The organism is Geobacter sp. SVR (assembly GCF_016865365.1).
Lineage (GTDB): Bacteria > Desulfobacterota > Desulfuromonadia > Geobacterales > Pseudopelobacteraceae > Pelotalea.
Map to the genome: position 1 here is coordinate 2,041,673 of NZ_AP024469.1, position 26,219 is coordinate 2,067,891.

Here is a 26,219-nt window from a genome sequence, read left to right on the forward strand (position 1 = left end):
CTTTGAGATAGCGCACTTACCGCTTGTTTGTCCAGCCATTTCGGGTATAGTTGTGCGCCATGAAGCAACTCAAGGTCGTTACCAGCCATTCTCTCAGCCGCCTGACGGCCGCTCTGGCCGAAGATCTCTCCCGTTCGCCGGTGTCCGTACTGGAACGGGAAACCGTGGTGGTGCTGAACACCGGCATGGCGCGCTGGATCTCGATCGAGCTGGCCGGCCTCCGGGGAATCGGCGCCGGCCTTGATTTCCGGTTTCCCAACCAGGTGATCGACGACTGCTTTCGCGCCGTATTGCCGGATATGCCCCCCGATTCCCCCTTTACGCGCGATGCCATGACCTGGAGCATTGCCGCCTGCCTGCCCGGATTGCTCTCCCGGAGAGGCTTCGAGCAGGTGGCCGGCTATATGGGAAAGGGGCATGACGACCGCCGGCTGTTGCAGTTCTCCCGTACCATGGCAGACCTGTTCGATCAGTATATCATTTTTCGGCCGGAAATGGTCCTGGCCTGGGATAGAGGCGCCGATAACGGATGGCAGCCGGAGCTGTGGCGCGAAATCTCCGCCGGCCGCTTGGGCCGGCACCGGGCGGCCCTGCTGAAATCTTTCCGGGAGCGACTGTCTGGCGGTCTCGCCCAGGCCGTCGGGCTCCCCCGCCGCATCAGCCTGTTCGGCATCTCCTATCTCCCCCCGTTCCATCTGGATGCCTTTGCGCTGCTGTCGCACTGCACTGAGGTCACCTGCTACCTTCAGAACCCCTGCGGATCGTATTGGGGGGATATCATCTCCCAGCGGCGGCTGGCCGAGTTGACCGTGCGCGAGGCGCCCGGGTCCGAGTCGTACTACGACACCGGAAACCCGCTGCTCTCGTCCCTGGGAACCATGGGGCAGGAGTTCCACGACCTGCTTCTGGAGCGGGGTTTCGCAACCCGTGACCTGGACGGTGAGGATATTCTGCCGGGCGACAGCCTGCTGGACTCCCTCAAGCGCGACATTCTCCTGTTGCGTGACAGCGGACGGGACGGCGTTGTCTCCGTTCGGCCGGGGGACCGCTCCCTGCAGGTGCACGCCTGTCACGGGCCACTGCGGGAGATGGAGGTGCTCTACGACAACCTGCTGGACATGTTCGACGGGCTCGACCGGCTGGAGCCGCGCCAGGTGGCGGTGATGGTTCCCGATATCGAGGCCTACGCCCCCTACATCGCTGCGGTGTTCGGCGTGCAGTCCGGGGGGCGGCCGGCGATTCCCTTCACCATCGCCGACCGTAGCCGGCGCCACGAGAACCGGAGGGCGGAGACCTTCTTCCGCCTGCTGGATCTCAAAGGCAGCCGCTTCGAAGTCAATCAGATCCTGGAGCTGCTGGAAGCTCCCCCGATCCTAGCCCGCTTCGATATCACCCCGGAGGAGTTGGAGGATATCCGCCTCTGGCTGCGTAACACCAGCGTGGCCTGGGGATACGATGCCGGGCAGCGCTCACACCTCGGTTTTCCCCACTACGAAGATTTTAGCTGGACCGCCGCGCTGAAGCGGCTGATGCTGGGATATGCCATGGAACCGGACGGGGACCGCCTGTTCGCCGGCCTGTTGCCCTGCCGGTCGGGGGAGGGGCAGGGAGCCTTGACGCTGGGCAAGCTGGCCGAGTTTGTCGAGGCGGTGCGGTGGGGGGCGGAAGAGCTGAACCATCGGCGTACCCCGGCCGAATGGGCCGGTTTCCTGACCCTCCTGGCCCGGAGAATGATGGGGGGAGACGACGGCGAGCATGGCCTCAAGCCGATTTTCGACGCGCTGCAGACACTCCGGGAGGTCCAGACATCACTCGGATTTAACAACGAATTGAGCCTGGAGGCGGTACGCGATTGCCTGCAGGGGCTCCTGGACGAAACCTCCGGCGGGTACGGTTTTATGGGGGGGCGCGTGACCTTCTGCGCCATGGTGCCGATGCGCAGCATCCCCTTCCGGGTGGTCTGTCTGGCAGGCATGGATGACGGCGCTTTTCCCCGCACCAGGCGCCAGCCCTCCTTCAGTCTCATGTCGGGGCCGCGCCGGCGCGGCGATCGGTCACTGCGGGACGAGGACCGCTACCTGTTTCTGGAGGCGATCCTGGCGGCGGAAGAGCGGCTCTGCATCAGCTATACCGGTCAGAGCGACCGGGACAACTCGCTGATCCCCCCGTCGGTGGTGGTGGCGGAGCTGATGGATTACGTGCGGCGCGGCTTTGTCCGGCAGGATACCGGGCAGCCTCCGGAGATCCTGACCAGGCACCGCCTGCAGGCCTTCAGCCCCGGCTATTTCGGCAACGGGGACAGCCCGGCGCTGTTCAGCTATTCCAGTGTGTATCGCGATGCACTGCTGGCGCGGCAGGCATCGGGATGTCCACCGCGCCGTTTCATTCAGGGGGTATTGCCGGACGATGCCGAACTGCTGGGGCGCATCGAACTTGCCGATCTGAAGCGGTTTCTGGCCGATCCGGCCGCTTTTTTTCTCGCCCGGCGCCTGCATGTCCGTCCTCACGGACTGCTGGAAGAACTGGAAGAGCGCGAACCTTTCACCCTCGACGGCCTGGCCGGCTACCGCCTCAGACAGGAACTGGTGCGCCTGGAACTGGCTGGCGGAGATGCCGATGACTACTACCGGGTCGCCCGGGCCGGGGCGCAGTTGCCGCCGCTGGAAGCGGGACAGGCCGCCTTTGCGAAGATCACCGAGGAGAGCCGTGCCTTTGCCGCCGGTCTGGCCCCCCTCATGGGCAACCCGCTTGATCCGCTCCCCTTCGAGTTCAGGCATGACGGCATGCTGTTGACCGGGGTGCTGGACGACATCCGCGCGGGATGCCATCTGCACTGGCGCTGCGGAAGCATGAAGGCCAGGGAGCGTCTCGACCTGTGGGTAGCCCATCTGATCCTGAATGCGCTGCACCCTGCCGGTTATCCCCGCACCAGCCTGCTGGTCTGCAGCGACATGCACCTTTCGCTGGCACCACTGTCCGATGCCGCCGCCATCCTGGCCGATCTGCTGGAGCTGTACCGGGAGGGGCTGCGCAGTCCGCTCCGCTTTTTTCCACAGGTGTCGTGGCTTTGCTTCAGCGAGGGCATGGAAAAGGCGCAGGCCCGTTGGGACGGAAGCGACCGGGCTCCCCAGCCCCCTCAGTCCGCCAGCCCTGCCTGTGCAATCTGCTTCGGCGATCAGAACCCGCTGGATGCGGAGTTCGAGCGGCTTGCCCGGCGGGTCTTCCAGCCGATCAAGGCTGTGGCGGTCGAGGAGAAGCAGCCATGAAAACCTTGACCCTGACCGGCTTCGACATCTCCGCCCCGGCCCTGATCGAGGCCAGCGCCGGCACCGGCAAAACATGGACCATCACTGCCCTCTACATCCTGCTGGTGCTGGAAAAACGACTGCGTCCGGAAGAAATCCTGGTGGTGACCTATACCCGGGCCGCCACGGCCGAGCTGCGCGACCGCATCAGGAAACGTCTGGGCGACACGCTCGAACTGTACCTATCCGGCCGGGAACCGGTGGACGACCTGGAGCGGGTGCTGCTGTCGCCGGGCAGGGTCGATCCCGAGATGGCCCCCAGGCTGCTGACGCGCGCCCTGTATGCCTTCGACAATGCTGCTGTTTTCACGATCCACGGTTTCTGCCAGCGGGCGCTGCAGGAGAACGCCTTTGAAAGCGGCTCGCTGTTTGAAAGCGAAATGACCGCCGACCAGTCCGCGCTGGTGCAGCGGGTGTGCGACGACTTCTGGCGTGCCCGGATCATGCCCGAGAAGGGGCCGTTTCTGGAATGGTTGGTTGCCGGGGGCATGACCCCGGAGAAACTGGCCGTCCCCTTTGAAGGGCATTTCCAGAATCTTGGCCTGCAGGTGATCCCCGAAACAGCCGACCCCGATCTCTCGGGGCCGATCGAGGCGCGCGACGCCTTGCTGCCGAGGGTGGCGGCCATGTGGCAGGCGCAGCGCGGTCCGATCATCCAACAGCTCTGCCAAGCCAAGCTGAACCAGACCTCCTATAAACAGGAGCGGGTCGAAGCAGCAGCGCGCCGGCTGGACGACCAGCTGTCCGCCGGCGTACTCGAACAGGGGGGCGCCTGCCTGAGCCTGTTCACGACCACCAAGATCGAGTCGGCCCGCAAGAAGGATTCCATCCTGCCCGACCACCCTTTCTTCGAACTCTGCCGGCAGCTGCAGGAGGCGGCACTGCTGCTGGAAGAGGCCTGCCGGAATAAATTGATCCATTACCAGGCAGCACTCGGACAATGGCTGCGGGAGGAGCTGGCGCGGCGCAAGCAGGCCCTGAACCTGCGCTGCTACGACGATCTGCTGCTGGATCTGCACCTGGCGCTGGAGGCAGCATCCGGTGAGCGGCTGGCCTCGGCGCTGCGAGAGCGCTACCGGGCCGCGCTGATCGACGAATTCCAGGATACCGATCCGCTGCAGTGGCAGATCTTTGCCCGCCTGGCAGGCCTTGCCCCAGCCGATGCAACATCCGGAGCTGCATGTCCTCCCCCCTTTGATGAGCCGTACACGGGAAAGTGTTCCTCCTCTCCCGACTGCCCGAATTCCTCACGCCCCTCGTTGGGCCCGCTGTTTGATGCCGCTGATGCAGTGTCCGGCGCGGCTTCGTATCCGTTATTCCTGATCGGCGATCCCAAACAGGCCATTTACAGTTTCCGGGGAGCCGACATCCATGCCTATCTGGCGGCGGCACGGGCCATCGGCCGGGACAGGCGCTGGACCCTGGACATCAATCGCCGCTCCAGCGATGCCCTGGTCAGGGGCATCAATACCCTTTTCAGCGGGGAAGATCCTTTTCTCAGCGCGGAGATCGCCTACCATGACGTCTCGTCGGGCCGCTCTCCCCATCAACAGCTCCTGCAGAACGGTATTGCGCTGGAGCAGCCGTTGCGTTTCTGGGTGCATCAACGCGAAGATCAGGGCAGGCCGCTGGACACCGCTTCCGCGCGTACGGCCGCCATTGGAGCCACAGTGGCTGAAATCGCCCGTCTGCTGGCCGGAGGGTGCGAGATCATCGGCAAGGACGACCGCCGGCGACCGCTCCAGCCGGGGGACATTGCCGTGCTGGTCAAGGCACATTACCAGGCCGACCGCGTCCAGCAGGCCCTGGGTGCGCTCGGCATACCGTCGGTCCAGCACGGCAGCGCCACGATCTTCGAGAGCGCCGAGGCGCACGACCTGGTGCGGATTCTGCGTGCCGCGGCCGAGCCGGGGCAGGGCGCCCTGGTGCGTGAGGCGCTTCTGACCGGCCTGATCGGGTTTTCGGCAGAGGAACTGTTCGAACTGGGGCACAATGACGTGGCCTGGGAAACGTGGCTGATGCGTTTCCGGGAGCTGCATCAGGCTGCCCTGACCGGTGGGGTTATGGCGCTGGCTGCCCACCTGCTAGACGAATGCGGTGTCAGGCAGCAGGTGCTGGCCCATGCCGGGGGGGAACGGCGCCTGACCAATATCCTGCATTGCCTGGAACTGTTGCACCAGGCGGAACGCGAGCACGGTGCCGGGCTGGAAGCCTCGATTGTTTGGCTGGAGCGGCGCATCACCGGCGAGCAGCAGGACGAGACCGCGCTGTTGCGCCTGGAAACCGACGAACATGCCGTTGTCATCTCCACCATCTATGCCAGCAAGGGGCTCGAATATCCGGTGGTGTTCCTCCCCTTTGCCTGGGATGCCCCCTCTGCCAGAAACGGCCGCATACTGTTCCACGACGATCACGGCAGGATGGTGCTGGATCTCGGTTCCGACAAGCGCGAAAGCGACCATAAACAGCGGGCCAGGGCCGAACAGGATGCCGAAGCGGCCCGGCTGCTGTATGTGGCGGTAACGCGGGCCCAGTTCCTCTGTTACCTGGCCTGGGGGGGCGTCAACGGCGCCTATGGTTCGCCGCTGCGCAGGCTGCTGCATGGCTCCCGTTTCAGGGATTCCAAGGCCTTTGCCGCGGCCAGCGATCAGGAACTTGTGGATGACATTGCGGCCCTGGCCGGCCGATCGGCAGGAGAGGGGAGCTCAGCCATTGCTGTGCAGCTCATGCCGCAGGATGTCTCTCCTCCCGAATATCGCGCAGGGACTGATGCAGCCGCGGTCTTTGCCTGCCGCCGGCTCACCTCCGCTGTTCCCGGCGACTGGCGCATTTCCAGCTTCAGTGCCATTGCCGGAGCAGGTGACCGGCAGATGCAGTTTCGCGATCACGATGCCCTGCTCCCGACTGCCGGAGGGTCCGCCTTCTCCACAGCCGGTAAGGAACAGCTCCGGACAGAAACGGGGGTCACGATCTTCGATTTTCCACGGGGCGCCGAGGCGGGCACCTGTCTGCATGAACTGTTCGAAACGCTCGACTTCAGCCGGATTGAGGCCGATGCGATGAAAGAGTCGTGCCTGGCCAGCCTGCAGCGCAACGGCTACGACGAACGCTGGCTGCCGGCCGTGAGCCGCATGCTGAACGAGGTGACCGCGGCACCGTTGATCGTGTCGGAGCCGGGATTTTCCCTGTCAGCTCTCGCACCGGGCTCCTGGTTGACGGAGATGGAATTTTACCTGCCGCTGAGGCGTTTGAGCGGGGCGCGGTTGCGGGAGGTGTTTCACGGCTTGCTGGACCCGCTGCGGCACGGCGACTTCGCGGAAGTGCTGGCCGCGCTCAACCTGCAGGAGACCCGCGGCATGCTGCAGGGGTTCATTGATATGGTGTTCGAATACAACGGCCGCTATTATATCGTCGACTGGAAATCGAATCATCTGGGAGACCGGCGCGAGGCGTACGGCCAGCGCCAGTTGAAGCATGCCATGGTGCAGCATGCCTACATTCTGCAATACCACCTCTATGCATTGGCACTGGACCGCCTGCTGAGACTGCGGTTGCCCGGTTACGACTACGAGACCCATTTCGGCGGGGCGATCTACGTATTCCTGAGAGGGGTTGCGCGCCATGATCCCGAATGCGGCATCTACCGCGACCGCCCCCCCCTGGAATTCATCCGCCGGGCAAACCTGGAACTGCTGGCCGACATGGCTGCGCCCGCGATATAGCCGGGAACCGGGGCGGCATTGCAAAAAAGAAAGGGGCCCGCTTTCTGCGCGTGGCCCCTTTCTTTGCGACTCTTTAGTCCAAGCGTTGGACTATTTGAATTTTTCCAGATATTTTCTGATGCCGCTCTCGAACGTTTCCTGGATCTCGTTTTTGATGTTCCCATGCAGGTAGTTCCGGAAATAGAGGACCGCCAATGCCAGCAGCACCAGCATCAGGAGGGCCGCGCCTATCATTTTCAGCGGCTTGATCCTGTTCTTTCCGCTGCCGTTTTCGGCCTGGACGGAGCCTTTTCGCTGCATGCGGATGCGCAGTGATTCGAGGTTCGAGATGTGACTGACGATGGCATCCCTGTCCCGCTCATCGATGAAGAGGAAGCTAACGGCCACATTGTAGTATTCCGCGTCCTTTCCGGCAAAATAGTTGCGGTTTTTGAAAACTACCCGCGCCACGCTTTGCATGATGCGTGGAGGACGGCCCGGAATGAACACCTCCAGGAAAACCAGGTCCCCGATTTCGTAGGTGTCAGATGTGACGAACTTGAATCCCCCACCGCTGAGGTTTACGGCAGAGCCCATGACCTCGTTCCAGGAAGGATCTATCAGATCGAACTCCTCTGCCTCATGGGGGAGGAGGGGGGTAGGGGAGGCAGTCTCGGATGTCAGTGAACCTTCGGCGGTTCTCAGCAGCAGGTCGCGGCGCTTGTCCTTCAGTTCCTCCCTGCGCAGGTTTTCTTCGGCGAGCCGGTTCTGCTTCCTGGTGCGCCATTCCTTGAGAACCGCATCCGGATTCTGTTCTTTGGATATCTCGATCTTGAAGGGCCAGAAAGCGTCTATCCGGTAGAACTCCCGCATTTCGTTCGAGTTCACATCCCCGGTGAGGCGCACCCATACGTTTCCCTCACCTCCCGCCGATACGAAGACGCCGCTGCAGCGATATCCCTTCCCCTCCTTGCCGCAGCGTACCTCCAGAACCTTTCCGGTCTGCAGGTCGACATCGGCAGGCAAGACGTCGCGGGAGAGCTGGATTTGGAGCACATCTTCCTGGATTTCCTGGATAAGGGCCCAGTCGCGGAACAGTTCGCCGCTTTGCATGGGGATGCCGACCCCCACTTTTGTTCCGGCTGGAAAATATGTGGCGTATTGTTCGATATAACTCATGGGTCAATTATCCGAAGCGGGGGCGGAACAAACGATGGCGGGACATGCTGCCGGTATCATGCAAGTGTCTTGTTGAGCGCATCGAGCAGGGCCTCGATGTTGATCTTGTGGACCCCCGCCCCATGTTCCAGCGGCTCCAGATCGGCGATCTGGCATTCATAGCAGTCCAGGTGATACTGCTTGAAAACCTGGAGGGTCTGAGGGTACTGCCTGATAATGTCGGCGACGAGCATGTCTCTTGTTATCATGGCTACCTCGCTTGCAAGGGGCAGAGCCATCAGGCGTCCCTTGCTCATCCGTTTGCCGGTTCCTCATTGGAATCTTTACCATGGATAAATACTATACATTCTCTATTGACAAAGTGCAATCGGTACTGTTCAATTACGGTTTTAGCGGCTTCGACTCAGACAAGAACCAACGTCATTTTTCACATCAGCCCAGGAGGAATCAATGAACCCATTGGCACAAGAACTGAATGACCTGCTCGCCCAGCATAATCCGCATGTACTGGAGATGCTGTCCGACCTCGGAAAGAACCTTTTCTTTCCCAAGGGGATCCTGACACAATCGGCCGAAGCCAAGGAAAAGGCCCACAAATACAACGCCACCATCGGCATCGCCACCGAGAAGGGCGGACCGATGTTTCTGCAGTGCATTCAGGACAAGCTGTCCGCCTTTGATCCCAAGGACATCTACCCCTATGCGCCGCCGGCCGGCAAGCCGGAACTGCGCGCCCTGTGGCGCGAGAAGATGCTGCGGGAAAATCCCAGCCAGAACGGCAAGCACTTCAGCAGCCCCATCGTCACCAACGCCCTGACCCACGGCCTCTCCATCGTTGGCGACATGTTCGTCGACAAGGGGGACCACCTGATCCTGCCTGACATGCTCTGGGGCAACTACAATCTGACCTTTGGCACCTGCAACGGCGCCATCGTCAAGAAGCATCCGACCTTTACCGCCACCGGCGGTTACGATGTGGAGGCCTTCAAGGCTGAATTGAAGAATACTGCCGAGGAAAAGGGCAAGGCCATCGTCCTGCTCAACTTCCCCAACAATCCCAGCGGCTACACCCCGACCGTGGCAGAAGGGGATGCCCTGGTAGCGGCCATCAAAGAGGTAGCCGAAGCCGGCTGCAACGTGGTCGCCATTTCCGACGACGCCTACTTCGGCCTGTTCTACGAGGACAGTCTGAAGGAGTCCCTGTTCGGCAAGCTGGCCAACATCCACCCGCGCGTCCTGGCAATCAAACTGGATGGCGCCACCAAAGAGGAGTTCGTCTGGGGCTTCCGCACCGGCTTCATCACTTTTGCCGACGGCAACGAGTATGAGAACGCCCCGGTCATCACCGCTCTCGAAAAGAAAGCCATGGGCATCATCCGCGCCAAGATTTCCAACTGCCCGCACCCCTCCCAGACCCTGGTCATCGAGGCGCTGCGCTCCCCCCAGTTCCTGGCCCAGAAGGAAGAGAAATTCCAGATCATGAAGGGGCGTGCCCTGAAGACCAAGCAGGTGCTGGACAGCGGCAGGTACGATTCGGCCTGGACGTACTACCCTTTCAACTCCGGTTATTTCATGTGCCTGAAGCTCAAGAACGTGGATGCCGAAAAACTGCGCATCCATCTGCTGGACAAGTACGGGGTGGGCGCTATCTCCACCACTAAGACCGACCTGCGCATCGCCTTCTCCTGTATTGCCGAAGAGAACATCCAGGAGCTGTTCGATATCATCTACCAGGGAGTTCAGGACCTGACCTGATCCCTGGTTGTTGAAAAACAGCCATCTCGCCGCGTCCTCGAAAGTCCCCGTGTGCGGCGTAGCGCTGCTACGCCTCCGTGGGGGCTTTCTGCGGGTGCGACGATCTGACTATTTTTGAACAACCTGAGTTTTTCAAGACGAAAAAAGGGTCCGCACTTCAGTGCAGGCCCTTTTTTCATGCAAGAAACAAAGCATCCAGAATCCTGTCTATATTTCTGTTTCTCTGTGTCTCCGTGGCAGAAGTGTTTTTTTTAGGTCAATCCAGCCTGTATTTCAGCCTGAGAGCCTTCTTCACCTCCGGTGGAACGAACCCGTCGATATTGCCGTTGAGGGAGCAGACCTCCTTCACGATGGACGACGACAGGTAGCCGTACTGGAGAGAGGTCATCATGAACAGCGTCTCAACCCCCTTGCCGATGCTGCTGTTCATCTGGGATATCTGGTACTCGTATTCAAAATCGGAAATTGCCCTGAGCCCTCTGATGATGACACTGGCCTCGCTGGCGGCGACGTAGTCTATCAGAAGGCCGGTAAAGGTGTCGACGGTCACACGGCTCTCGTCTTTCAGCACTTCGCGGATCAGGTCCACCCGCTCGTCAAAGGTGAACAGGGCATTTTTCTGCGAGTTGCAGGCCACTGCCACGATGACGTGATCAAATACCTTCAATCCCCGCTTGATGATATCCAGGTGACCGTAGGTAATCGGATCGAACGATCCGGGATAGACGGCAATCTTTTTCATGCACCCTCCCATGTGAACATCTCCAGTGCGGTATCGCCGTACACCCGGCGGTCGATCTTCATCAGTCCGCCTATGCGCTCCGGCATGATGGTGCGGGCTGCACACTCGGCCACCAGCAGACCCTCTTCAGCCAGCAGTGACAGGTCGGACAGCATGGCGGGCACCATGGCATAAAGTTCCGAGGCATAGGGGGGGTCGAAAAATACCAGGTCAAAGCTGCTGGCGCGCCCGGCCAGCAGGCGCAGCGCTTTAAGCGCCTCCACTTCCATTACACTGGCCTGCTCCGCGTACCGCACCGCTGCCAGATTCCGCTTCAAGCTGGTCAACGCTTGCCGGTTGTTTTCGATGAAGCAGCAGGAACCGGCCCCGCGGCTGAGGGCCTCGATGCCCAGGCCCCCGGTCCCGGCGCAGATGTCCAGCACCCTGGCATCCTTGATGTCACGCCGGCTCAGAATGATGCTGAACAGCGCTTCCCTGACACGGTCGGCCGTGGGGCGCGTATGCATGCCGCGCGGCGCCTCCAGCCGGACACCGCGTGCGTTTCCCGCTATGACACGCATGAGTGTTCCGATCCTCCCTCTGCAATCAGCGCAAGCTACCTTAAAAAGGACATCCGCGTCAAGCTGGAAGGCGCAGGGATGTACCGGAGCGCCTGCCGGTTGGCAGCCGTCTTGGGCCACGGTGGTGACAAATCGTTTACGCATGGTACGTATATATTCGAATAAAGGAAGCAAGCAGGACGAACCGAGCGTCATGCCGTGGCTCGATTGATCTCCGGTCCGGGTTTCAAAGGATTGTCTTTCCTGATGAAAAGGTGCTAGTATGCAGCCGTGACCATTGTCACGGTCGTCTTTGCCAATGATTGCGACAAGCGCCCGTAGCTCAGCTGGATAGAGTCCCTGGCTTCGAACCAGGTTGTCGGGAGTTCGAATCTCTCCGGGCGCGCCAAACTTCATTGAATCTAAGTACTCCATCCGGGTACTCAGATTTTTACTTTCCGCAGTAAACTGCACCGCTCCCACCAGCGAACTGTAACGTCCCCTGATGGTCGCCTGATTCCCCTTCACCTCGATTTCCTTCACAAGAAGCTGTAAATACTCCTTCGAGAACGGTTTCTCCTTTTCCAGAAGCCGCCGACGCATGACGTCGGTGAACATGGCGATCTCAGTAGGAGCGATGCTGTCCACCAGCGCCCGGGGTGACTGCCGGTGCGCGGCAAGCTTGGCCGAGATATCGGTCCGCTGGCGCTTCAGTTCCGTGATCCTGTCTTTCACGTCTTCCTTTTCAACAGTGTTGTCGGCAATGGCCTCGATGAGATTGTCGAGCTTGAACTGGACGGCATCCAGTCGTTTGGCCAGTTCCTGATGATCGACGTCACCCTCCGCGGCGAGCCGCTGTTTCAGGTCCCGGAGCAGGGCCGCGACCCGTGCAGAGGTGAAGACCTTGTCGGCCAGGGCGTTGAGGATGAGTTGGTCGAGCTTGTGCATCGGCATCATTTTGCTCGTGCAGAGATCAAGCTGTTTTCTTGTCCGGGCCGTGCACCGGTAGTAGAGATAGGCGTTGCTCTTGCCGGTTGCCATTGTCATGGCTGCGCTGCACTCCCCGCAGCGGAGGAGGCCGGTCAGGAGGCGGGGTGATGAAAGCCTCCTCGGGTGGGATTTCTTCGGGCTGCGGCTTATACGCTTTTCCCGGACCAGTTTAAAGACCTCCTGCGAGACGATCGGCTCGACCGGAATCCTGACGATCTCTCTCTCCTATTTCTTCTGGCGGGATTTCCAGTGCTTCTGATTGAACATCTTTTGCCCCATGCACACGGGGTTGGCCAGAATCAGATAGACGGTCTGGATGCTCCACATGCTGCCGCGGCGCCGCATGCCTTCCTCATTCAGCAGCAAAAACCGGAGATTTCCTGGCGCGGTTGCGCTGTGAAACCTCCGGATATCCGGTTGGTTTGATCAAACTCTCGCCCACAAGGCAGGGGTTAATCTGTCAAATAAAATCTATGCGACACAAAAATCTATGCGACACAACGCCTCAAGAGTGTATTCAGGAATGCGGCCGTATTGGAAATACAAATAGGAATCGGCACACTCTCTCCTTTCAGACTGATGCCGGAACGACTTCTTCATCTGGAGAGGCCGGGCCGGGAATCTTTTGCAGGGCCGCCGCTTGGGCCGCGAAAATTGCCAGCCCCACGGCCAGAGTTGCGCCGGCTACGAAAAACACGGAACGGACGCCCCATTGTTCGGCGACTATTCCCAGAATCCAGGGGGCAATACATCCCCCCAGGGCCGAGGCCATGGCATACACGCCGCCTGCCGCTCCCCGGTTGACCGCGGTCGTATGGTTGGCCACATAGGTCAGGCCGGCAACCATGAATCCCCCGTAGGCAAGCCCTTCCAGCGCCAGACAGGCGGCCATCACGCCGGGCCTGGTGGTGGTGCCGATGCCGAAAACGGCCACATCTATGAAAAACAGCGCAACAACCATGACGGACATGCTGCCCGCCCGGCGCACCAGCAGGCTGTTGGCAAGCCGACCTGCCGCCGACACGAGAGATCTAGTGACGAACATCGAGCCGATGGCGGCCTGGGTCAGGAGAAGTTCCTTGCCATAGAGCGGGACAAAGGTGGACAGGATGCCGGTGAACGTCATGCCCAGCAACAGGTTGCCGAACGCCACCAGCCGCAGGTCCGGCCGCCCGAGCATGAGCCGTGCTCCGGACAACAGGCTGCCGCTGCCGAACCGCCGGACCTGCGGCCTTTCGCGGTGACAGGCACGGGCCGGCACCAGGTATGCGCAGCCGATCAGCGCCACGCAGAAATAGGCAACGCCATACCCGTAGCGGTCCCCCAGCAGCCCGCCCAGATACGGTCCCAGGCCGAAACCGAGCGCCATGGCGGAACTGTTCAGGCCAAAGGCCAGTGAACGCTGCGCCGGCGTGGTAATGTCCCCCATGTGGGCATGGCCGAGTTGAAAGACGATGGTAACCGCCAGGCCGTTGATAACGGGACAGAGCGGCAGCAGCCAGAGGCTGGGGCCCCATGCCATGGCAAACATGTTGAGTGTAATGGCCGCCACGCCGGTGATGATGAACCCGGAGCGGCCCAGGCGGTCCGACAGCACGCCGAACGGGATGGCAACGGCCAACTGGACCAGAGCGGCAACCGTCGTGACGGCGCCGATGACCGGCAGGCTCATGCCGGCCTCGCGGGCATAGATCGGGAATGACGCCACGAAAAAGCCGCAGACCATGTCGGCCAGGAATATGACCAGGCACAGGGCGATTACCCGTCCGTCAAGATCTCGCAATGCAGCGATGAAATGTTTGATCACCCTGCCGACCATCGCCTGCTCTCCCTGTTATGCTGCTCCGGCTTCTGCCGGAGCAGCGCCAGCTGGTTCCCTGCCATGGTCCGGATTGGGCTCTCCTGCCGCCAGCAGGGCGTAGAGCATCTCCACCCGGACCATCCGGACACCGCGGCGCGCCGCATGCTCCAGAGGAATGCGGTAGATGGCATCCAACTCCAGAGGCCGGCCTTCGGCGCGGTCGATCATCATGCTGGGGCGGTAGTCGCTGGTATGTTTGATGGTGCGGGCTATGTTCTCGTCTATGAACGACTCCTCCGGTATCGGCTCGCTCAGCCCCTGGGCATTGGCGCCGGCAACGACCTCGGCCATCAGTTCGCGGACTAGGGAGAGCGTTTCCGGACAGGCGAGAAAGTATCCCGGCGTCTGGTTGGCCAAGGTGCAGAGGCCGTTGAAGGTGATGTTCCAGACCAGTTTCTCCCAGCGGACCCGGCGTAGATCCGCCACCGCCTCGCACGGGACCTGGGCGGCAATGAAGGTTTCCGCCAGCTTCGCGGCCCGCTCCGTAACACCGCCGGTAAACTCCCCGAGGCGGATCGAGCCGAGGGCCTTGTGGTGCACAACGCCCGGTTCGCCGCGGTTGGAGCCGATAATTGCCACGCCCCCCAGTACCCGCTGTGCTCCGAACGCCTCAGCCAATACCTCTTCGTTGCCGAGCCCGTTCTGGATCGTCAGCAGGGCGGTGTCCTCACCCAGAAGCGGACGCACCAGGTCAGGGAGTACGCCGTTGTCGAAGGTCTTCAACGCCACCAATACCAAGTCCACGGGTCCCATGTCCGCAGGATCGCAGTATCCCTTGACCTCTGCCAGATGAAAATCCCCGCTGGGCGAGGTGACGGTCAGCCCTTTTTCCCTGATGGCCTCGTAGTCCCGCCGTAGCAGGAACCTGACGTCGTGGCCGGCCCGCTGGAGCCTGGCGCCGAAATAGAGCCCCACCGCACCGGCGCCGATAACTGCTATGTTCATGACAAACGTGCTCCTTCCTGTTCCGGATGGTGCCAGAAGATCATCATGCCGGCCCCCAGCTACCCATTATCTGTTCATGATGTCATCACCCTCCTGTCTTCGGAGGAAACGGTGAATCAAGTCAAGCGCTATACTTCTCTATGGTCACTTGTCAACAGTCCGGCCAGTGCCTCGGCTTGAACTCTTATCTCCGGGATAGCTATGGATTCAAACAGAGCAGGAATACGCAGGGGACCGATGGTAAAAAGAGCCTGATTGACACTGCCGTCGGCACCGATCAGACGACCGTCATGATCGGTATCGAAACCCAGTCGCAACCGGTCGGGTGTCAGCAGACCCTGCTCGCGCAGCCGCACGATCAGGGGGATATCGGTTGTGGCGTAGTTGCGGGCGGGACCGGTGCAGTTGATGACCCGCTCGACGTCCAGTTGAAAGATAGTGCCGCTCCGGGTGGAACGTGTGGTGATCCGGGCGCAGGCCATACCCGCTTCGGCGCTGAGCAGCCGGCCGGCATGGATGGTAAGGATGCCATCCGTCAGTAATGTGTGAAGCTGGCCAGCTATCTCCGGGGCCATGCGATGGCGGTGAATATCCCACAGGTTGCGGGCATGGCGCAGAAAAGAGCCACGCTGCCGCAATGACCACCCTTTCCAGATCTGCGCCGCATGGGGGCGCAGGCTGTCTATCACGGCGCGCCAGTCGCCACCGACACTCTCGTGCTGGGCGATCGCCTCCCGAAGCCAGCGGAGCCCGCCGCATGGCGTGAGGAACTCCGCAGGCAGCTCGGTCAGAGGCCGCGGAGTGTAGGATCTGTGGTGCCGGCTCAGCTTGCCATGGCGCGATACTGCACGGATCGGTCCACTATGGCCTGACTCCCGCAGGGACAAAGCCACATCCACCATGGTCAGTCCGGTACCGATCAGCAGGACCGGAGCCTCCGGAGGTACCCTCGGCACGACGTCCGCCGCCCAGGGGTTGCCACGGTACCAGGGGGCGATGCGGCTCACATCCAGCGGGTCGGCGGGAGCCAAGGCGTTGCCGATGGCCAGCACAACCGCCCCGGCCCGAATGGTTTCACCGGTATGTAGTGTAACAGTCCAGAGATCACCGTGCCGGGTGACATCAACGGCCGTCGCCTCCACCAGTGCTATCGCATCGCTTGCTGATGCATCCGCCAGAATCCCCCCCAAATACTCGCCGTAGATGCTGCGCGGGGCAAACGTCCCGTACCCGGAATCGGGCAAACGTGCGGCCAGCCAGCGCACAAAATGTTCCGGGTCAGCGGGAAAGGCGCTCATGTTGCCGGCCGGGACGTTCAGCAGATTGACCAGATACGGGGTATCATAGGCCACGCCACGCGCAGGGCTGCCGGCACTGATCAGCACCAGGCGTGAACCGGGTGAGGCTTGCCTGCTGTACTGGGCGGCCAGCAGCGTACCACTGGCTCCGGCTCCAATTACCGCCACATCGAAAGGTCGTTCTGAAAGCATCAAGGTTTGCTCCTTTAAGATGATGTGCAGGAGAGCAGTTTCATCAAACACGTCTGCGACTCCAGAGCACCATCCTGCTAATGCCGGTTGCGAGCCGATGGCGAGAGCCGTGCGGCCTCCAGAACGAGCTGCAGTTTGTCCTCCTCAACCGGAGTGTCCTTGTAGGCGCGGATGCTGCGACGTTCCCTGAGCGTGTTTTGTACACTCATGATGATTTCCTTCTTGCTTGCAATAAAAAAAGGCCAAAGGGGAATCCTTTGACCTCTTGTTCCCAAGTCAGTCAGACGCTCGTAGCGCTCTTGTCATATTGTTAGTACGTCAAGGGTGAACTGTTTTTCAACCGGTTTGGAGGGGAAAGTCGAAACTTTTCGGCCACCTTACCCAAGAAAGCCGTCAAACCAGGATGATCACATCGCTGTAGGCGGCAATTACCTTGTCGTGCGTCAGCAGGTGCATCGGTTCGTACAATGCTTGTGCCACCAGCATCCGGTCAAAGGGGTCGGCATGGTGGTTGGGGAGCTCTTCGACAAACGCCGCGTGCTCGGCGCTGATGTCCAGGGTCAGATACCCCGCCTGGCTGAAATAGTCGGCTGCTTCGCGCCCCGAAACAGGCATGTTCCCCCGCCCCAGGCCATGCTTGATGGCTATTTCCCAGATCGAGACGGCGCTTACGTATACCTCGTTATGAGGAGCAAGAATATAACGGCGCGCCTTTTCCGGAAGCGCGGGACTGTCGGTAATGGCCCACAGGGCCACATGGGTGTCAAGCAGCAGCCTCATGCCGTATCCCCTGCGAACATCCGGGCAATCAGGTCATTGGACCCATCGATGTCGTCCGGCACCACAAAGCGGCCTTTGGCAACGCCTATCCTCTGGTGCGCCGGCTGGTGGGAAATACTGACAAGCTTGGCAACGGACATGCCGTGGCGGGAAATGACAATTTCCTTTTCCCTGCCACTTTCAACCGCCTCGACCAGCTTTGACAGGGATGTCTTGGCTTGAAACATGCTCACAGTGTGCATATTTTGACCTCCTGCATGATAAGTATGGTTTATTCTAGCTAAATTATTCATGGGTGTAAAGAATGGGAAACTCTCGCAATGATCCCGGCTCTTCATGGTCCCATGGTAGTAAGCTGCAAGCGAAAGGCATCCCCGTCGCGTATCTCGTTCCGGAACTCCAGCAGGGTGACATACTCGCGATGAACGCATGCCCTTGTCTCCTTGTCAATGGGCTTGATATCAGGAATGTGGATGACCCGCAGCCCCGCCGCATGGGCAGCCAGGATGCCGTGGTCCGAATCCTCCAGGGCGATGGCCGTTGCCGGCGCGGCCTGCAACTGTTCCAGTGCCTTCAGGTAGATGTCGGGATGCGGCTTGCATTTCTCGACCTGGTCACCGCCGATGATGGCCCGGAAATAGCCGGTGAGGCCCGCCCGCTCCAGATTCTCCAGCGCCCGGTCGGTAAAGGTGGTGGTTGCCAGGCCGATGGTTGTCCCGCGGGTTTCCAGGTGGGCCAGCAGCTCCCGCGCCCCGGCCTTCACCGGAATCCCGTGTCGTTCAACGGCATCGCTCCTGACGGCGGCAGCCCGGCTCCTGAGATCGTCGAACGCAACGCCGTCCGGCAGGAAGCCGGTCAGAAAGGCCCTGGTGCCGGGACCGTCGACACCGATCACCGTTTCCAGGGCCTGGCGCGACAGTGCCACGCCGCATTCCCCGAAAGCCGCCTGCCAGGCGTCGATGGCGAGCCGCTCGGTGTCGAACAGGGTGCCGTCCATGTCGAAGATGGCAGTTGTGAAGTGCATTTGGTCATCCCTTCCCATCGTAAAACAAAGCCGCTATAGGGGCAGCATCAGGAGTCAGGCTGTCAGTTGATGGCATAGAATCTGAAAAGTGTGGAAAGCTCAGATCTCATCGTTCCGACGGCGCTTGGTCCCCGGCTTTCATGGTCTCCCGTGCAAATCGTTTGGCCTCGGCCAGCTCATCCTGCGTGACCCGGGCGTCGCGCAGGGCCGTGAACGACCTGCCGATCAGGTCGTTGAGAAAACGGAACAGAGGGGACTTTTCTTCCAACTCGACCTTCATGAAACGGATACAGCCCTGGCATTCCGGATTGCGGACCCCATGGCGGCGAGCGTCGATGCCGTGCCAGCGGGCCAGAATGCGCATCCCCAGAAGCAGCGGCTCCCGCACGAGGGGAAACCAGCGGCAGCGCCGGTAGACAATGCGGGCTAGCATCAGCGCGCAATTTCGGCACATCACCGGAGACAGATGTTCAGAAGAGTTGTCCATAAGAACGTGTTCCGCTGCGATCGGCTGAAGGACCGCCCGCAGGCGAAAAGAGACTGAGCGCTCTCTCCCGGCCTCCTGTGCTCAGGTCAGTCAATTGGTCTATAAAAAAGCATTGGCCTACTCCACCGTCCCCTCGTCGAACAACCAGGTCATCACGAAAGAAGTCTCCTTCAGGGGAGGGGATGATGATCGAACTGTCTCCTGATACGGTGCGGGATAACATGTTTGGTCAAAATTTATATTAATCACCACAACCGGTTACAGGATGAAATCGGTCGTCAGGAAATGCGATTTGCGCTCTTTGACGATATCGTTGATGATCTCGCGGTTGAGTTCGGTTTCCCGGGCCGCCACCACGATGCGGATCGAGAAGATCCGCAGGGCGTCGGCCACGGACTGGGTCCCCTCGGCCGAGTTCTTGCGGCCGTTGAAAGGGAAGCTGTCCGGGCTGCGCTGGCACTGGCTGTTGATGTTGATCCGGCAGACCTGGTTCACCAGCGCATCCACCAGCCGGGCCAGCAGGTCGCTGTTCCGGCCGAAGATACTGGCCTGCTGGCCGTACGGGGAGGCCACCACGTAGTCGATTACCTCGTTGATATCGTCGAAGGGCACCACCGGCACCACCGGCCCGAACTGTTCCTCGTGGTAGACCCGCATGGCCGGGGAGACCGGGTAGAGCAGGGCCGGGTACACCAGCGAGGCGCTGGCGGTTCCGCCGCCCCGGTTGACCACCCGGGCTCCCTTGTCCTGGGCGTCCCGTATCAATCCCTGCAGATAGGCCGGTTTCTCCGGTTCCGGCAGGGGCGTGACCGTCACCCCCTCGTCCCAGGGCATGCCGCAGGCGATCCGCTCCAGTTCCTCGGCCATGGCGGCCACGAACCGGTCGGCCAGGCTGCGGTGGACAAAGACGATCTTGAGCGCCGTGCAGCGCTGCCCGTTGTAGGTCAGGCTCCCGCGGATACATTCCTGCACGGTGGGGCCCAGCTCCGCGTCCGGCAGGACAATGGCCGGGTTCTTGGCATCCAGGCCGAGCACGCAGCGCAGGCGGTGGGGGCGGGGATGAATGGCCCGCAGGGCGTCGGCCACCTTGTGGGTGCCGATGAAGCCGAGCACATCCACCTGTCCGGACGCCATCAGCGGCGGGATCACGGTTTCGCCCTCGCCATAGACCGTGTTGACCACGCCGGCGGGGAAGGCGTCCCGGAAGGCCTCCAGGAGCGGCTGGAACACCAGGATGCCGAAGCGGGGGGGCTTGAGCAGGATCGTATTGCCCATCACCAGGGCCGGGATCAGGGTGGTGAAGGTCTCGTAGAGCGGAAAGTTGTACGGCCCCATGCAGAGCACCACCCCCAGGGGGGCGCGGCGTATCTGGCCGATGATGCCCTGCTGGATGACGAAGCGCGAGGACTGCCGGTCCAGCTCCTTGAGGGCTTCCAGGGTGTCCTTCACATAGGCCAGGGCCCGGTCGAACTCGGCCGTGGCCTCCTTGACCGATTTACCGATCTCCCACATGAGGAGCCTGACCACCTGTTCCTTTTTTCTGCGCAGCGCGGTAACGAAACGCTGCACGCAGCGGATACGCTCCCCCACGCTCATGGTCGGCCAGGTTCCACGGCCGTTGTCGTAGGCCTGCACCGCCACCGAGAGCGCCTCCCGGGCGGCGGCCTCGTCCAGCAGGGGCACCTCGCCGAGCAGCAGCGGCTGGCCGGCCCCGTGCCCGGCCCTGACGCGGATCGGGGAGCGGATCTCCTGCAGCGGGCCGGACCACGTGCGCAACTGCCCATTGACCAGATAGCTGTCCTGGCGGATCGGCGCGTCGATGCGGTAGGCGGCGGGGATGTCCTGTGCCTCGGGAAAGAGTCCGGCAATGCGTTTTTGCATGGGTGTCAACTTTCTGTACTGGTCGGTATGGCGCCGCCTGAGAGCATGTCCAGGGTGACGCAGGAGCACTATACACCCGCCGGTTGCCGGCAATCAACAAAGTGGTGCGGGGCAGGGGGGGCAGGCAGTCCGCCCGGGCGGACCGTTGTCGGCCGGGCGGCTACAGGGAAGGTCACGGGCTCGCCTCCCATGCCGCTGCTTCCGGGGCCGCGGCCGGGGGGCGGCGGTACAGGCAGAAGAACAGTAGCGCCACTGCCAGTGTGATGCCGCCGCAGAGGTAGAAGGCGGTCCCGTAGCCGTGGCGGCGGATGACCAGCCCCATCAGGGCCGAACTGAGCATCATGCCCAGGTAGAGGCAACTGTTGTAGAGTCCCAGGGCCAGCCCGCGCTGCTCGCGGGGGGCGGCATCGGCGGTCAGCGCCACCAGGGCCGTGAAGGCCACCCCCAGGGTGACGCCGAAGGCGGCGGCGCCGAGCAGCAGCAGTCCCAGGGATTTGGCACCGGCGAGAATCGCCAGGGACAGGCTGAAGCCAACCAGGCCGGTGACCACCAGTACGCTGCGGTCCCCCAGGCGGTCTCCCAGACGGCCGAACGGTATGCGAGAGAGCGCGTTGGACAGGGCCTGGACGGCAAAGACCAGGCCGATGTGGCCCGAGTCCAGGCCGAGGCTGCGGGCGTAGAGCGGCATGAAGGTGATGAACAGGCCGTAGCCGATGCAGCTGCCCAGCAGGGAGCCCAGGCAGACCAGCAGCCGGCGGTTGCACAGGGTGGAGAGCAGGGCCGCCCCGGCCGGCTGGGGGGCCGTGGTCCCGTGCGGCCGGGACGGCGGGAGGAAGAACAGCACCACCCCGAAGAGCGCCACGATCAGGAGCCCGGAGATCAGGAAGACCGGCCGGAATCCCAGGGTGCGCCCCAGCAGTCCTCCTGCGGCCGGGCCGATAGTCATGCCGCCGTACAGGCAGGTGGTATACCAGCCAAAGGCGCTCCCCAGGCGGGCCGGCGGCGTAATGTCGGCCACGTAGGACATCAGCGGCGGGGCGAACACCGCCGTGCCGATGCCCGACAGGACGCAGACCGCAGCCAGGTGGGCGACACTGCTGCTGAAGGACAGCCCCAGGGAGGAACAGCCCAGGACCAGGATGCCGGCCATGATCGGCAGCCTGCGGCCGACCCGGTCGGAGAGCATGCCGGCCGGCACGCACAGCGAACCGGCCATCAGCAGGAACAGGGCGTTCAGCATGCCCACCCGGACGGTGTCGGCCCCCAGGGAGGCGGCATGGAGCGGAAACACCGGGATGCGCATGTAGGCACCGAAAAAGCAGCAGAAGCAGACGGCGCAGCAGATCCGGAGCAGGCGCGGATTCCCCTGGGCCGGGGATGCGGGTGGTGTGACGGTCATGGGATTCGCTTTCAGGGGGACAGGGCCAGGCGGAAGCCGATGTAGCTGCGCCGGAATTCCGGCTTGTTCCGCAGGCGCTGGGCCGAACGGGCGTCGATGGCGGCCGAGTTCCACGAGCCCCCCCGCAGCACCCGGTATCTGCCTTCGGCCGGCCCCTGCGGATTGACGCGGGCCCGCTCCCGCCGCAGGTCGCCGCCGTAGAGGCCGTCCAGGGGCAGCTTTCTGGTGCTCTCGCGGTAGTAGCGTTCACCGTAGAGATCGGCCACCCACTGGCAGACATTGCCGGCCATGTCGTACAGCCCCAACCCGTTGGGAAGGTAGTGCCCCACCGGAGAGGTGTATTTGAAGGCGTCGTCCTGGACCGTGTTCCGCCACTCGGCGGAACAGGTGCGGTCGCAGAAGTTTCCGTAACGGTGAAAGTCGGTTGGATCGCTGAAGCCGGCGAAACGCTCCTGCTTTCCGCCGCTGCGGGCAGCATACTCCCATTCCGCCTCGGTCGGCAGGCGGTAGCGACGGCCGCTTTTGCGGGAGAGCCATTCCGCGAACGCCACGGCATCGTTCCAGGAGACGCAGACCACCGGATGGCTGTCGTCCTGGATGAACCCCGGACTGCGCCAGGTGGCGGCCGGGTCGTAGTTCCAGATGTCCCCCTTCTCCACATAGCAGCCATTGCCTTTTTCGGCATCGGTGCGGTAGCCGGTCTCGTTCACGAACAGGCGGAACTGCCCCTTGGTGACCGGAACTGCTGCCAGGGCGAAATCATCCACCTGCACCTCGTGGGTCGGCGTTTCATCCCGGTCCCCTTCTCGGAAGGCATCCCCCATGGTAAAGGTGCCTCCCTTGATGGTGACGAAGCGCATGCCCACGAGCGCATCGCCAGGCCCGGCCGACCGTTCGCTAGCGCGCCCCTGCTGGCGCACGGCCTCCCTCGGCACGGCAATGTCCGGACGCCCCGGCGCTACGACGGCACGGACCTGTCCGGGCACAAAAAGCAGAGCCAGCACAATGGCTATGCGCGTGCATGTGGTGATAGGGACGATTCGAATCACGCGAACTCCTGGTACAACGAAAAAAGGCCGAGGAAATATTCCTCGGCCTCCAGTTTTTCCGGTCAGCGGAAGTTTCTTAGTACCCCACGATCGATGCCCCGTCAAGGAAAAGCTTGTCCTGCGGGCCCTTCAGCGCAGCCGGTTGCGGCGGTTGATCGGAAAGGGGATCACCCGAGCGGCCGCTCCATCCCGACCGGGTGCGCTGTCGTGTGACAGATGCCTGATGCCGGCCGGCAGGTGGTGGAAGAAATACTCGAAATACAGGCTGGCCGCATGGTGCAGGTCGTCGAGGAACCGCGCGGTCAGGCACTCGATGACGCTGTCCGGGACCTTCCCGTCCTCCGGAACCGGGAACCGGTAGCACCAGCAGCACCGACGGCAGGAACTGCACCAGTCCCACCAGCCCCAGGTTGAAGGCACTGCGGGTGAGATCATACATCTGCCAGCCGATGGCCACCGTGACCATCTGATAGGCGACGATGGCAAAGGCCCGTGCCGTGAGAAAGCGGAGAAAAGAACCGTTGTCGGGAAGTCCGCGGGTTGTGCGGGGGGATGAGGTCATGGGTGGCCGATCTGCTCGGGATGGGAGCGGTGCGGGTGGCGTATGCCGCAATGTTCAGTACCGATTCTCTGTCGTATCATGCACGTGTCAGTAAATCTCTACCGCATGCCAGGAGGGCATGTCAAAATAGGGTTATAGCCCGGCCGCCGGCGGTTCCCACTCAGGGGCCTGTTCGTCGCCGATGATGGCCACGACCCACTCCGCCAGCAGTGCCAGTTGTTCCAGGGCGATGCGCTCTTCGGTAGTGTGGGGCTTTCCGTAGCCGCAACTCAGCACCACAGACGTTATGCCTTTGTGGTTGAAGATGTTGGCGTCCGAGCCACCGCCCGTGGGTTTGAACCGGACCGGCACGCCGATCCGTCGGGCGGCCCGAGCGGCCCGCTGCACCGGAGCCGCGTCTTCTGCCAGTCGGTAGGCCGGATAGCAGGGCACCACCGTGATATCCACGGTGCTGCCGTATTCCGCAGCGGCCGACTCCAGGGCGTTGGTGACGGCTGCCACTTGGGCTCGCACTTTGGCCGGTTCCAGCGAACGGACTTCCCCCTCCAGTTCGCAGCGGTCCGGCACGATGTTGGTCGGCCCCACGCTGGATATACTGCCGATATTGGCGGTGGTCTCCTGGTCGATCCGCAATAGCTGCATCCGGCTGATGGCTACGCCGGCCATCTGAATGGCCGAGGAGCCCTGTTCCGGGGCAGCGCCGGCATGGGTGCTACGGCCGTGGAACACTGCCTTGAACTTCACCTGCTCCGGTGCCTGGGTCACGATCTCTCCCACCCGGCCGGACGCGTCCAGGACAAATCCGTATCCGGCCGTGATCTGATCGGTGTCGAAATGGGGCGAACCAGCCAGGGCCAGCTCCTCGGCCACCGTCAGGACCAGTTCGATAGGGGGGTGGGGGAGCTTCCGTTCTCTGAGCGTTGTCACCCCTTCGAGAATGGCGGCCAGGCCGGCGGCATCGTCGGCGCCCAGCACCGTGGTACCGTCGCTGACGATGAAATCACCCTCGATGCGCGGTTTGACCCCGGTGCCCGGTACGACCCGGTCCAGGTGACAGGAAAACAGGAGCGGTTCCCCTGGCCCGGTGCCTGCCAGGCGGGCCATGAGGTTGCCGGCATTGCCGCCGATCTTCTGCCCCGCATCATCCTCCGTAACAATGAAACCGAGCCCGGACAGCAGGTCCGTGAGCCGGTCCGCCATCAGCCGCTCACGGGTCGGTTCGGAGTCTATGGCACACAGCTCCATGAAGCTGGAATAGAGCCGTTCCTTGTTGATCATGTCGGTTACTCCCGTCAAGGTTTTCTGCCCAGCCATCAAAACATGGTCAGACGATAGCTTTAAAATCTGAATTCATTTTTTGAACAATATAAGGAGTTGGAGTCATTTATTGACGCACGATACTGAATATAGTATCAATTGTCTATGACCAAAGCAGACAAAACACTCCTGAAGATGCACAACAACCCTGACGGTTGGCGCATCGAAGATTTGCAGAGCATAGCCCGACGCTTTGGCATGAACTGGCGGCATGATGGTACCAGTCATTGCGTCTTTGTCACTGCTGCCGGAAAAACATTGCCGGTGCCGGCAAGGAAACCGATCAAACCGATCTACATCAAGAAGTTTCTTGCTCTCCTGGAGGAATCATGAAAAACGTGAAAAAATATCCTTTTGATGTGCGGGCCCTTACGAATGAAGAAGGGGGCGGCTATCTGGTCAGTTTTCCGGATTTCAACGAGTGCATCGCCGATGGTGAAACCGTGGAGGAAGCAATCGCAGAGGGCTATCAAGCGCTTGCCGCGGTGATTGCTACATTGGAAGAACAGGGGCTGCCGGTACCGGAGCCGGGCAGCTTCGGCGCATTCTCCGGTAAATTCGTCCAGCGCCTTCCAAAAAGCGTCCATGCCCGACTACAGGCCCGTGCACGTCAGGAAGGTGTCAGCCTCAATGCCCTGGCCACGACGTACATCGTGGAAGGATTGTCCCGGAAAGCGGCATAGTCCGTATTCAGCGTACCGCATTCGGACACCTCTTTTCGCCGTCACGTCGTGTAATGCGCATTTTTGCTGCGCGTGATCCTCTTCATCAGATATTTGGGCGATTCCTCGTACCCCCGGCGGTGATAAAAGCGGTGCGCCGCCTCGCGCCGGCTGTGGCAGTGCAGTTCGATCCGGTCGCAGCCGCGTTCCCGCGCGATTTGCTCGCACCATGCTTCCAGCAGACGCCCCACGCCGCGGCTTCTGGCCGCTTCGTCGACGCAGAGGTAACTGATGCGGGCAAAGTCGCCCGGTAGGGCAAGCTGCGGGATGAAATGCACCGAGATCACCCCTAGAATTTCCCCGTTTTCCACCACCACCGCCAGTTCTTCGTCGGGATGTCGCGTCAAGGCCTCGATCTTCTCACTGATGAACCGTTCCGTGCCGGGATACCCCAACTGGGTCAGCAAACCGGCAATCCTGTCCGCATCCTTCTGGCAGGCGTTTCGAATTTCCACCTCTGTCACCGGGTCGTCCATCTTCGCTCCCCCGTC

At 61.8% G+C, this 26,219-nt stretch carries 24 protein-coding genes, 1 tRNA gene and 1 pseudogene; 6 read left to right on the forward strand and 20 right to left on the reverse strand.

Features of this window, described 5'->3' with window-relative positions; translation table 11 throughout:
• Positions 1 to 59 precede the first annotated feature (59 nt).
• Both recC and GSVR_RS09480 read left to right on the forward strand, forming a co-directional pair.
• On the forward strand, positions 60 to 3,266 hold the full coding sequence (recC, locus tag GSVR_RS09475; RefSeq protein ID WP_173196508.1) for an exodeoxyribonuclease V subunit gamma: 3,207 nt from the start codon (positions 60 to 62) through the stop codon (positions 3,264 to 3,266).
• Entirely contained in the window at positions 3,263 to 7,027 is a 3,765-nt protein-coding gene (locus GSVR_RS09480) for a UvrD-helicase domain-containing protein (RefSeq protein WP_173196506.1), read from the forward strand. Before recC ends, GSVR_RS09480 begins: the two co-directional genes overlap by 4 nt.
• Positions 7,028 to 7,117: 90 nt before the next feature.
• On the opposite strand, the gene GSVR_RS09485 is transcribed toward GSVR_RS09480, so the two are convergent.
• Both GSVR_RS09485 and GSVR_RS09490 read right to left on the reverse strand, forming a co-directional pair.
• The gene (locus tag GSVR_RS09485; protein WP_173196504.1) at positions 7,118 to 8,185 is read right to left on the reverse strand and encodes a PilZ-like domain-containing protein; all 1,068 of its coding nucleotides are present in this window, start codon (positions 8,183 to 8,185) and stop codon (positions 7,118 to 7,120) included.
• 56 nt (positions 8,186 to 8,241) lie between these two features.
• Entirely contained in the window at positions 8,242 to 8,481 is a 240-nt protein-coding gene (locus GSVR_RS09490; RefSeq protein ID WP_308936457.1) for a DUF1858 domain-containing protein, read from the reverse strand.
• Positions 8,482 to 8,635: 154 nt separating this feature from the next.
• Between GSVR_RS09490 and GSVR_RS09495 the strand changes: the two genes are divergently transcribed.
• The gene (locus GSVR_RS09495; RefSeq protein ID WP_173196502.1) at positions 8,636 to 9,940 is read left to right on the forward strand and encodes an aminotransferase class I/II-fold pyridoxal phosphate-dependent enzyme; all 1,305 of its coding nucleotides are present in this window, start codon (positions 8,636 to 8,638) and stop codon (positions 9,938 to 9,940) included.
• Between the two features lie 256 nt (positions 9,941 to 10,196).
• Here the strand turns inward: GSVR_RS09495 and coaD are convergent, their stop codons facing one another.
• Positions 10,197 to 10,682 (reverse strand): pantetheine-phosphate adenylyltransferase, encoded by a 486-nt coding sequence (gene coaD, locus GSVR_RS09500; protein WP_173196500.1) that lies wholly within the window; start codon positions 10,680 to 10,682, stop codon positions 10,197 to 10,199.
• Positions 10,679 to 11,242, reverse strand: a complete 564-nt coding sequence (gene rsmD, locus GSVR_RS09505) for a 16S rRNA (guanine(966)-N(2))-methyltransferase RsmD (RefSeq protein ID WP_173196498.1) — start codon at positions 11,240 to 11,242, stop codon at positions 10,679 to 10,681. The genes coaD and rsmD overlap by 4 nt, the downstream gene beginning before the upstream one ends.
• 311 nt (positions 11,243 to 11,553) lie before the next feature.
• Between rsmD and GSVR_RS09510 the strand changes: the two genes are divergently transcribed.
• Positions 11,554 to 11,630: transfer RNA gene (locus GSVR_RS09510), tRNA-Arg, on the forward strand.
• Positions 11,631 to 12,193: 563 nt separating this feature from the next.
• On the opposite strand, the pseudogene GSVR_RS22385 reads toward GSVR_RS09510, so the two are convergent.
• From GSVR_RS22385 to GSVR_RS09585, 15 genes and pseudogenes are all read right to left on the reverse strand, one after another.
• Positions 12,194 to 12,268, reverse strand: a pseudogene (locus GSVR_RS22385) (hypothetical protein); the annotation flags it as partial.
• Positions 12,269 to 12,436: 168 nt separating this feature from the next.
• Entirely contained in the window at positions 12,437 to 12,577 is a 141-nt protein-coding gene (locus GSVR_RS09520) for a recombinase family protein (RefSeq protein WP_203978852.1), read from the reverse strand.
• Positions 12,578 to 12,782: 205 nt separating this feature from the next.
• On the reverse strand, positions 12,783 to 14,030 hold the full coding sequence (locus GSVR_RS09525) for an MFS transporter (protein WP_173196494.1): 1,248 nt from the start codon (positions 14,028 to 14,030) through the stop codon (positions 12,783 to 12,785).
• 15 nt (positions 14,031 to 14,045) lie between these two features.
• Positions 14,046 to 15,017: a 2-dehydropantoate 2-reductase gene (locus GSVR_RS09530; protein WP_173196492.1), complete on the reverse strand. Its 972-nt coding sequence runs from the start codon at positions 15,015 to 15,017 to the stop codon at positions 14,046 to 14,048.
• Positions 15,018 to 15,145: 128 nt separating this feature from the next.
• Positions 15,146 to 16,507, reverse strand: a complete 1,362-nt coding sequence (locus tag GSVR_RS09535; RefSeq protein WP_173196490.1) for an FAD/NAD(P)-binding protein — start codon at positions 16,505 to 16,507, stop codon at positions 15,146 to 15,148.
• Positions 16,508 to 16,584: 77 nt separating this feature from the next.
• Positions 16,585 to 16,716, reverse strand: a complete 132-nt coding sequence (locus GSVR_RS09540) for a nitroreductase family protein (RefSeq protein ID WP_173196488.1) — start codon at positions 16,714 to 16,716, stop codon at positions 16,585 to 16,587.
• Positions 16,717 to 16,900: 184 nt separating this feature from the next.
• Positions 16,901 to 17,287 (reverse strand): type II toxin-antitoxin system VapC family toxin, encoded by a 387-nt coding sequence (locus tag GSVR_RS09545; RefSeq protein WP_173196486.1) that lies wholly within the window; start codon positions 17,285 to 17,287, stop codon positions 16,901 to 16,903.
• Positions 17,284 to 17,529, reverse strand: a complete 246-nt coding sequence (locus GSVR_RS09550; RefSeq protein ID WP_173196484.1) for a type II toxin-antitoxin system Phd/YefM family antitoxin — start codon at positions 17,527 to 17,529, stop codon at positions 17,284 to 17,286. The genes GSVR_RS09545 and GSVR_RS09550 overlap by 4 nt, the downstream gene beginning before the upstream one ends.
• A gap of 92 nt (positions 17,530 to 17,621) precedes the next feature.
• Positions 17,622 to 18,311, reverse strand: coding sequence for an HAD family phosphatase (locus GSVR_RS09555; protein WP_173196482.1), 690 nt, complete (start codon positions 18,309 to 18,311; stop codon positions 17,622 to 17,624).
• Between the two features lie 106 nt (positions 18,312 to 18,417).
• Positions 18,418 to 18,744, reverse strand: coding sequence for a nitroreductase (locus GSVR_RS09560; protein WP_239077504.1), 327 nt, complete (start codon positions 18,742 to 18,744; stop codon positions 18,418 to 18,420).
• Positions 18,745 to 19,056: 312 nt separating this feature from the next.
• Positions 19,057 to 20,679, reverse strand: coding sequence for an NADP-dependent glyceraldehyde-3-phosphate dehydrogenase (locus tag GSVR_RS09565; RefSeq protein WP_173196478.1), 1,623 nt, complete (start codon positions 20,677 to 20,679; stop codon positions 19,057 to 19,059).
• A 172-nt stretch (positions 20,680 to 20,851) separates the two neighbouring features.
• Positions 20,852 to 22,078: an MFS transporter gene (locus GSVR_RS09570; protein WP_173196476.1), complete on the reverse strand. Its 1,227-nt coding sequence runs from the start codon at positions 22,076 to 22,078 to the stop codon at positions 20,852 to 20,854.
• A gap of 11 nt (positions 22,079 to 22,089) precedes the next feature.
• A complete protein-coding gene (locus GSVR_RS09575) occupies positions 22,090 to 23,127 on the reverse strand; it encodes a formylglycine-generating enzyme family protein (RefSeq protein ID WP_203978853.1) in 1,038 nt (345 codons plus the stop codon).
• 76 nt (positions 23,128 to 23,203) lie between these two features.
• Positions 23,204 to 23,689, reverse strand: a complete 486-nt coding sequence (locus tag GSVR_RS09580) for a hypothetical protein (protein ID WP_203978854.1) — start codon at positions 23,687 to 23,689, stop codon at positions 23,204 to 23,206.
• Positions 23,690 to 23,821: 132 nt separating this feature from the next.
• A complete protein-coding gene (locus GSVR_RS09585) occupies positions 23,822 to 24,967 on the reverse strand; it encodes a M20/M25/M40 family metallo-hydrolase (protein WP_173196474.1) in 1,146 nt (381 codons plus the stop codon).
• A gap of 144 nt (positions 24,968 to 25,111) precedes the next feature.
• On the opposite strand from GSVR_RS09585, the gene GSVR_RS09590 reads away from it, so the two are divergent.
• Together GSVR_RS09590 and GSVR_RS09595 are read left to right on the forward strand one after the other, a co-directional pair.
• Positions 25,112 to 25,339, forward strand: coding sequence for a hypothetical protein (locus tag GSVR_RS09590; protein WP_173196472.1), 228 nt, complete (start codon positions 25,112 to 25,114; stop codon positions 25,337 to 25,339).
• The gene (locus GSVR_RS09595) at positions 25,336 to 25,689 is read left to right on the forward strand and encodes a toxin-antitoxin system HicB family antitoxin (protein WP_173196470.1); all 354 of its coding nucleotides are present in this window, start codon (positions 25,336 to 25,338) and stop codon (positions 25,687 to 25,689) included. Before GSVR_RS09590 ends, GSVR_RS09595 begins: the two co-directional genes overlap by 4 nt.
• Positions 25,690 to 25,730: 41 nt before the next feature.
• Here GSVR_RS09595 and GSVR_RS09600 read toward each other — a convergent pair whose 3' ends face one another.
• A complete protein-coding gene (locus tag GSVR_RS09600; RefSeq protein WP_173196468.1) occupies positions 25,731 to 26,204 on the reverse strand; it encodes a GNAT family N-acetyltransferase in 474 nt (157 codons plus the stop codon).
• Between the last annotated feature and the right edge of the window lie 15 nt (positions 26,205 to 26,219).

Coding starts and splice junctions, on each gene's coding strand:
- recC (WP_173196508.1), top strand. CDS start 60: ATGAAGCAACTCAAGGTCGTTACCAGCCATTCTCTCAGCCGCCTGACG.
- GSVR_RS09480 (WP_173196506.1), top strand. CDS start 3,263: ATGAAAACCTTGACCCTGACCGGCTTCGACATCTCCGCCCCGGCCCTG.
- GSVR_RS09485 (WP_173196504.1), bottom strand. CDS start 8,185: ATGAGTTATATCGAACAATACGCCACATATTTTCCAGCCGGAACAAAA.
- GSVR_RS09490 (WP_308936457.1), bottom strand. CDS start 8,481: ATGAGCAAGGGACGCCTGATGGCTCTGCCCCTTGCAAGCGAGGTAGCC.
- GSVR_RS09495 (WP_173196502.1), top strand. CDS start 8,636: ATGAACCCATTGGCACAAGAACTGAATGACCTGCTCGCCCAGCATAAT.
- coaD (WP_173196500.1), bottom strand. CDS start 10,682: ATGAAAAAGATTGCCGTCTATCCCGGATCGTTCGATCCGATTACCTAC.
- rsmD (WP_173196498.1), bottom strand. CDS start 11,242: ATGCGTGTCATAGCGGGAAACGCACGCGGTGTCCGGCTGGAGGCGCCG.
- GSVR_RS09525 (WP_173196494.1), bottom strand. CDS start 14,030: ATGGTCGGCAGGGTGATCAAACATTTCATCGCTGCATTGCGAGATCTT.
- GSVR_RS09530 (WP_173196492.1), bottom strand. CDS start 15,017: ATGAACATAGCAGTTATCGGCGCCGGTGCGGTGGGGCTCTATTTCGGC.
- GSVR_RS09535 (WP_173196490.1), bottom strand. CDS start 16,507: ATGCTTTCAGAACGACCTTTCGATGTGGCGGTAATTGGAGCCGGAGCC.
- GSVR_RS09540 (WP_173196488.1), bottom strand. CDS start 16,716: ATGAGTGTACAAAACACGCTCAGGGAACGTCGCAGCATCCGCGCCTAC.
- GSVR_RS09545 (WP_173196486.1), bottom strand. CDS start 17,287: ATGAGGCTGCTGCTTGACACCCATGTGGCCCTGTGGGCCATTACCGAC.
- GSVR_RS09550 (WP_173196484.1), bottom strand. CDS start 17,529: ATGCACACTGTGAGCATGTTTCAAGCCAAGACATCCCTGTCAAAGCTG.
- GSVR_RS09555 (WP_173196482.1), bottom strand. CDS start 18,311: ATGCACTTCACAACTGCCATCTTCGACATGGACGGCACCCTGTTCGAC.
- GSVR_RS09560 (WP_239077504.1), bottom strand. CDS start 18,744: ATGCTAGCCCGCATTGTCTACCGGCGCTGCCGCTGGTTTCCCCTCGTG.
- GSVR_RS09565 (WP_173196478.1), bottom strand. CDS start 20,679: ATGCAAAAACGCATTGCCGGACTCTTTCCCGAGGCACAGGACATCCCC.
- GSVR_RS09570 (WP_173196476.1), bottom strand. CDS start 22,078: ATGACCGTCACACCACCCGCATCCCCGGCCCAGGGGAATCCGCGCCTG.
- GSVR_RS09580 (WP_203978854.1), bottom strand. CDS start 23,689: ATGACCTCATCCCCCCGCACAACCCGCGGACTTCCCGACAACGGTTCT.
- GSVR_RS09585 (WP_173196474.1), bottom strand. CDS start 24,967: ATGATCAACAAGGAACGGCTCTATTCCAGCTTCATGGAGCTGTGTGCC.
- GSVR_RS09590 (WP_173196472.1), top strand. CDS start 25,112: ATGACCAAAGCAGACAAAACACTCCTGAAGATGCACAACAACCCTGAC.
- GSVR_RS09595 (WP_173196470.1), top strand. CDS start 25,336: ATGAAAAACGTGAAAAAATATCCTTTTGATGTGCGGGCCCTTACGAAT.
- GSVR_RS09600 (WP_173196468.1), bottom strand. CDS start 26,204: ATGGACGACCCGGTGACAGAGGTGGAAATTCGAAACGCCTGCCAGAAG.